The 6,188-nt window shown below is 66.1% G+C and carries 6 protein-coding genes and 2 pseudogenes; 1 reads left to right on the top strand and 7 read right to left on the bottom strand.

Annotation, left to right across the window (positions count from 1 at the left end; genetic code table 11):
* Window positions 1-133: 133 nt before the first annotated feature.
* The 5 genes from ON21_RS30980 to ON21_RS30965 all read right to left on the bottom strand — a co-directional run bounded on the left by ON21_RS30980 (window position 134) and on the right by ON21_RS30965 (window position 4,024).
* Window positions 134-499 (bottom strand): hypothetical protein, encoded by a 366-nt coding sequence (locus ON21_RS30980; RefSeq protein ID WP_051021518.1) that lies wholly within the window; start codon window positions 497-499, stop codon window positions 134-136.
* Between the two features lie 15 nt (window positions 500-514).
* Window positions 515-1,648: a peptidogalycan biosysnthesis protein gene (locus ON21_RS30975; protein ID WP_039803916.1), complete on the bottom strand. Its 1,134-nt coding sequence runs from the start codon at window positions 1,646-1,648 to the stop codon at window positions 515-517.
* Between the two features lie 370 nt (window positions 1,649-2,018).
* Window positions 2,019-2,603, bottom strand: coding sequence for a transposase (locus tag ON21_RS39760; RefSeq protein WP_218004170.1), 585 nt, complete (start codon window positions 2,601-2,603; stop codon window positions 2,019-2,021).
* Complete coding sequence (locus tag ON21_RS39755) at window positions 2,600-3,226, bottom strand: IS110 family transposase (RefSeq protein ID WP_218004169.1); 627 nt, start codon at window positions 3,224-3,226, stop codon at window positions 2,600-2,602. Before ON21_RS39755 ends, ON21_RS39760 begins: the two co-directional genes overlap by 4 nt.
* Before the next feature lie 240 nt (window positions 3,227-3,466).
* A complete protein-coding gene (locus ON21_RS30965) occupies window positions 3,467-4,024 on the bottom strand; it encodes a phosphatase PAP2 family protein (RefSeq protein ID WP_157171052.1) in 558 nt (185 codons plus the stop codon).
* Window positions 4,025-4,811: 787 nt separating this feature from the next.
* Here ON21_RS30965 and ON21_RS40860 point away from each other — a divergent pair.
* A complete protein-coding gene (locus ON21_RS40860; protein ID WP_306307722.1) occupies window positions 4,812-5,240 on the top strand; it encodes a hypothetical protein in 429 nt (142 codons plus the stop codon).
* A 164-nt stretch (window positions 5,241-5,404) separates the two neighbouring features.
* Here ON21_RS40860 and ON21_RS38870 read toward each other — a convergent pair.
* Window positions 5,405-5,533, bottom strand: a pseudogene (locus ON21_RS38870) (transposase); the annotation flags it as partial.
* Between the two features lie 88 nt (window positions 5,534-5,621).
* Window positions 5,622-6,106 (bottom strand): annotated as a pseudogene (locus ON21_RS30955) (IclR family transcriptional regulator).
* Window positions 6,107-6,188 lie beyond the last annotated feature (82 nt).

Here is a 6,188-nt window from a genome sequence, read left to right as displayed (position 1 = left end):
ATCGTGGCAAGTGTGAGGGGGCCTGAGTGGTCAGGGTGCGGTCATCCGTTGCAGGTGCCGAGTGCTCGGTGTCGGGTACCGGTAGTAATCGCACGGAAAACAACGAAGTTGCCTTGACCAGCAGATGGCTGTGTCAGTGGCGGGACGGCTGGAACAACCATCCGGCGGCGCGGATCGATCTGGCACCGGTGAACCGGACGCACTGTTTGCGCCATGAGGAGCGGCGGACAAGGCTGGATGGTGTGGGGCACTCCGGGTCCGTGGAACGCCGGTGCACTTCCTGCCGGTAGCGGCCCCAGGCCGCTTCGTCGGCGAAGGTGACCTTGTGTTCGAGGCAGTGCACGTGCTCGCCGATCGTTACGGTGTGCCAGGTTGTGTCCAGGACCATGTCCAGCCCGTCGTAGAACCAGAGCTGGCGATCGGCGATCCAGCGCCAGAAGGCGGCGAGGTCGGCCCGGGCTTTGGGAGTCGGGGCGAATCGGTAGACGAGGTGCAGCATCGTTCTCCTGTCCGGTCAGTCGATGAAGCCGAGCCATCGGGAGTCGAGGAGCGCGGCATAGTCGCTGAACCGGTCGCGGTAGCCGGCCGCGAATTTGCGGTTGTGCGCCTCGACGGTGTGCGGGTGCAGGCGGTCCCGGTCCAGGAGGACGACGGCCGCGAGCGGTTCGACGGTGGCGCCCCGGCGTACCTTCGCCTCCAGCGCCGACGTCGACAGGTGGACCCGATGCAGGCCGTGTGCCCGGGCGTAGGCGACGGGGGCGTGGCAGGTGGTGACGAAATAGGCCGCACCCGCGCGGCCCGCCGATTCGTCGGCGCCGAAGTAGCGGCCGTGCAGACTGTTGCCGTGGCGATAGCAGACGGCGGCGGCCACCAGGGTGCCCTCGCGCCGACACAGCACCGTCGCGGCGGCCGCGTCGAGCCCGACTCTACGTTGGGCGTCGAATACCCGGCACATCCAGGCGACCCCGCCGGTGCTGCCGTGTTTGGCCCGGGTGTTCGCGATCAGCGGCGCCACCCGGTCGGCGACCTCGGCGGTGAGACCGGTCCATTCGAGCGTATGCCCGGTCGCGGCGAAATCGCGCAGTTCCCGGAGCCGCCGTTTACGGTTGTGGCCGCTCATGGGTGGCCGGGGATCGAGGGTCGGATCCTGCGGAATATGGACGGTTGCCTCCGCCGAATGCAGCAGTAGCGAGGCGCGAGGGTGGGCTGCCGCCAGTTCCCGTGCTGTCGCGACCGGGAGATAAGGGACTATCACGCCGTCCCGGCGGCGCTCGCGCGCATAGTCCACTGCGGCGGCGAGGAGGCGCCGCAGTGTGGCACTGCGCGACGGGCCGGTTTCCGAGAGCACACCGTTCCGGACCGCGCGTCGTGCGCCCGCCCACAGCAGATCGGCTTGGCCGACTTCGGGAACATGTGGGAATAGTTCCGGCAGCCGGAACAGGGTGCCGTCATCGTGGCCTGCGTCCCACAGCGGCAGCGCCGCGGTGAGTATCCCCGCTCGGCGGACGACCACCGCCGAATGCGGGGCTACGGCCTCGTCGAGATGGCGCAGCCAGGCGTGGCCGCAGAAGAGGTCACCCGGCGCCACCAGAGCGTCCCACTCGATGGCAGCAACCGATCGGACAGCCTCGACCGCCGTTCTGAGCATGGAGGATTCCCTCGAAGCGAAGCAAGATGCGATGACTATAGCCTGCATTGTCACGTCACCTTCCGGCGACCTTCCACAGGTGGCAAGTGGGTGCGGAACGGTTTGGGCCGACTCCGGCAATCGTCCGGCACCCGCTCCGGCGCTAAGGATTTACGACCGGTGTCATCCCATATTCGAGGTGCTCGTATTCCTCCGTGAGGTCATCGGTAGGTGGGTCCGTTGGGAGGGCGCGTCTCCGGCGCCATGGAGGTCGACACCGACGCCGAACTCGCCGCCCTCGGATCCACCGGCTACCGGCCGTCCGCGATGCTGACCTCGCTTGAGTCCGGCTGCCACCACTCGTGCGCATCCTGTATTGGCTCCCCTTTAGTCAAGACGCCGGTGGGAGTTCGTCGTTAGGCTGGCTGTTGGTGGGTCCGCGTTGTGGCTTGTCCGAAGGATCGGTGTGTGGGGTCGAGCCGGTCACGCTGGAGTTAGTAGTCGTTCCCGAGTGCCCTCCCGGGCTTGCCGCGTTGCGTAGACACTGGTCAGCGAGCATCCGGTTGTAGACGACGTTCGATAGGCACCGCTCGAGTGCCCGCATCGCCTCCCTCGAGGTTTTTCCGGCGGCTTTCTTGCCGTCGTAGTAGACGCGGCCAGCGGTCGGGTTGCTGAGTTGGACCACGGCCATGATGTGTAGAACGTGATTGATTTTGCGGTTCCCGCCGCGGGAGAGCCGATGCCGTTGCTGCTGTCCGGAGGAAGCATCTAGCGGAGCGGTGCCGTTCCACGAGGCGAACCGATCCCGGGACGTGAAACGGTGGACTTCGCCGGTGTCGGCGAGCAACCTGGCGGCGCCGGAAGGACCTATGCCGTGCAGGTCCATCAGGGTGGATCCGCGGTCGAGCACCAGCTGACGCAGCTCCTTGTCGGCGGCCCTGGTCTTCAGGTCGATGACCTCGAGTTCCTCGATCAACTCAACCGCCAAGCGGAGACGGACCTTGCTCGCCGGATCACCCGGTTCGATGGCATCGACCAGCGCACGGGCCTGGCGTGAGGACAGGAACCTCTGTCTCCGCCGGGCACCAGCTCGAGCAGCAACCGGTGGATCCGGTTGATTGTGTCGGTACGGGCGCGGCCGAGTTCATCGCGGCGGTCGACCAGCAGGCCGAGCGCGATCAGTTCCGGATCCGCCTGTACCCGGCGCAGATTCGGTGATCGCAGCGCGGCCGAGGCGACCGAATGGGCGTCGACCGGATCGGTTTTGCGGCCGTTGCCGGTGGCGAACACCCGCACCTGCGCCGACAGCTTCGCCGGTACATCGATGACGGTTTCCCCGTCGTGGACCAGCCGGTGCGCCAAGTGCCGGCCGATGCCATTGCAGCCCTCGATGGCCCATACTCGATTCGGGAAGCGGTGTGCTGCGGTCAGCAGTTCACCATAACCAGCGCTGTCGGTGCCGTATCGGCCGGTGGCCAGGATCTTCGCGTCGTGGTCGATGATTTCGATGGTGGCCGAGTGTTTGTGCGGGTCCAGATGATGACCGTCACCGGCGTCCTCCAGAGTCCGAACGGAAAGGGTGTCCGTGCGGGAAGGCACCGCTACTTCGAGCCAGGGCAAACCCCTTTCCAGCCACGCCCGCACGGCACCCGATGGGACGCAAGCCATTAGCGAGCCACACCAAATACCGACGGGGGCAGCCGATTAGGGAGCCTCCTACCGGGTACCTGGACCCGATCCTGGCCGGGAACGAGCCCTACCACCAGTCTCTAAGTAGCCGATTACAGCGCAGTCGATCGCAGGGTGCCTGCCGAGCTGCGCGCTCGAGTTTGGCCCGAATCAGGAAGACGATCGCCGAATCGGCCGCCTGACGGCGACTCGTGCCAGGCTCATGACAACCCCGGCGACTCCGACCCCCACACCCCATCCAGCCACCACATCGGTCGGCCAGTGCGCTCCCAGGTAGACCATCGCGATGCCGATCGATACGACCAGCGTGGCAATAAGGCCCGCGATCCAGCGCCGACGCTCGGTCGGCCAGGGCAGCGTCAGATAGGCGGCGGCCGCGGCGGCCGCGGCGGCCGCCGTCATCGCGGCCACGGTCGACGGTATCGAGAACGCACCGACCTGAACTACCGACAGATCTGCCGGTGGGCGCTCCCGCTGAATCATATGCTTCAGAGCCCTGGCTGCCGACTGCGCCGCTACTACCGACACAGCGATCGTAATCCCTTGCCACCACCAGCGTTTCGTGACCACAACGACCCGGCCCACCACACCGGCCGCAGCTATGACAGTGTTGCTCATACCGGCATCCATTGCCAAACGCGCCACCGTTGTTAAAGCCGGTGTCCGATGTTGAGAAAGCCACCGCAGGATATCCATGTCCAGACTCACCGTGCACATTCTGCTCTGTCCTGCGACCGCTGCTGGATGCGATCGCTCAGCGAAACACCCATCCACCACTACCCGGAGCGATCGGGCATGCACCCGCTCATAGCCGCATTTCGCGCGTCCTGCAGCGCCACCTGGGGACCGGTGCTACCCCCTAATGAGAGCGTTCATCCGCACCCACATCGGCATCGATGGCCACTACGCCTTCCATCTGCCCCGACCTCGGCGGTGGCCACCGGCCACTACGCGCCCCGACGCCCCGGGCGACGAATGAGGGATTTGCGGCGCTGACGCGCGGGCGGGTAGCCTGCGAGAGTCCGTGACATCACATGAGGAGGTGAGACCCATTAACGCTGTACCGATTGGGTGCTCCCCATCTACTTCACGGTCGGGCGATTGACATAGGTGTCGCCGGGAGCGCCGCGAACAAGGCAATCCCGAAAGGCAACAACCTATGCATTCTGTGCATTTCACTGCGGAGACATCGTCGAACGGTGTTGTCGAACGCGACTTCACGGTGGGTGACGTTCCCGGCGTACTTTTCTCGCCCGCATCCGGCTCCGATCACGCGCGTCTGGTGCTGATGGCACACAGCGGCGGCCAAGACAAGAGAGCACCGGGAGTTGTGGGCCGGGCCCATCACTTCGTGACCACCTGCGGCTTCGCCGTCGCCGCCATCGACGCACCTGGACACGGCGACCGACCCCGAACGGCAGAGTACGAGCAGCGCATCGCCGTCCTCCGGCAGGCTCAGTCGGCAGGCGGGCCGATCGGCTCAATCATTGCCGATTTGCACACGTACCTGACCGAACGCGCCGTACCGGAATGGCAAGCGACCCTGGACGCCCTGCAGGAACTGCCGCAGATCGGCGCCGAGGGGCCGGTCGGCTTCTGGGGCATCATGCAGGGCACCGGGATCGGGGTTCCGCTGACCGCAGTCGAACCCAGGATCACCGCGGCGGTCTTCGGCTGTCTCGGACACGAGTCCCTGACCGAGACGGCGGCGCAGATCACGGTCCCGATCGAATTCTTGCTCCAGTGGGACGACGAAATGGTCGACCGCGACTCCGGTCTGGCGTTGTTCGACGCCTTCGCCTCGAAGGAAAAGACGTTGCACGCCAACGCGGGCGGGCATTTCCAGGTGCCCAGGTTCGAGGTCGACAGCGCGACCCGGTTCTTCAACCGCCACCTCGGCCAGGCCGCCACGTCACCGGCCTGATGTGAGAGGTATCGGCGGCTGGCTGCAAGACGGTCGCCGATACCGCATCCGTAGTTCGGATCGACCGCTCGTAGCCGATCGGCGCCGTCGCCTAACAACGCAACCGAGGGCGCCGCCGCCTCCCCGTCAGCGCCGTTTTGCTCGAGCCATACCCGCAGGCATGGCATGGCCATCACCAGCCGCGGCTTGGTCGCGAACTCGACCTCGTCGGGGATCACGGCGGCCCGGCAGCGGTTGCGGTCGGTGGTCCAGGACTCCGGTAGATGTAACTCCCGATCCACCAGGGCGTGGCCGTGGCGGAGCAACAGAAGGTGCTACGCCGAGCGCGACCGAGGAGAACCTCAAGGCTTGCATCTTCTTATCAGCCCGGTGACGCGGCCGTCAGTGGCGTTCGAACTCGGCCGAGATCCGCTTCGTCGCGTCGACCACCAGCGTTCCGTACGGTTCCCGGAGATCCTCGGTGAGCCTGTAGCCAGGCATCGAGATCGACAGGGAGGCGACTGGCCGCCCCTGCCGGTCGCAGATCGCCGCGCCGATCGCGGACACGTCCGGCCGCCAGCGCCCGGGGTTGACGTCATAGCCGCGTGACGCGACCCCGGCTAATTCGGACAGAACCTCATCTCGGGTGAGATGCGTGCCGTTAGCGAGCGCAAGACAGTCAGGGATACGCACAGCCCGCTCCGCCTCGGGAAAACGGGAAATGAACGCCCACCCCGATGCGGTCAGCACCATCGGGGCCCGTTCCCCCACGTGTGCCGCCGTCTGCACGGACGCGTTGACGGGACCTTGTCGATCAGCACGAGCGCGTCACCGTCCGGAACGGAGAGATGGACGTTCTCGTCGGTCGTATGCCCGAGCTCTACCATCACCGGGCGAGCGCGCTCCCTCAGGTCCTCGTGGTTCATCGCGCTTGCTCCTAGTGTTCCGCGCCTGAAATCCGTTGGCTAA

The sequence above is a fragment of the Nocardia araoensis NBRC 100135 genome, from assembly GCF_000308435.1.
In the GTDB taxonomy this organism is placed as follows: Bacteria; Actinomycetota; Actinomycetes; order Mycobacteriales; family Mycobacteriaceae; genus Nocardia; species Nocardia araoensis.
This window is presented reverse-complemented; position numbering and strand designations above follow the sequence as displayed.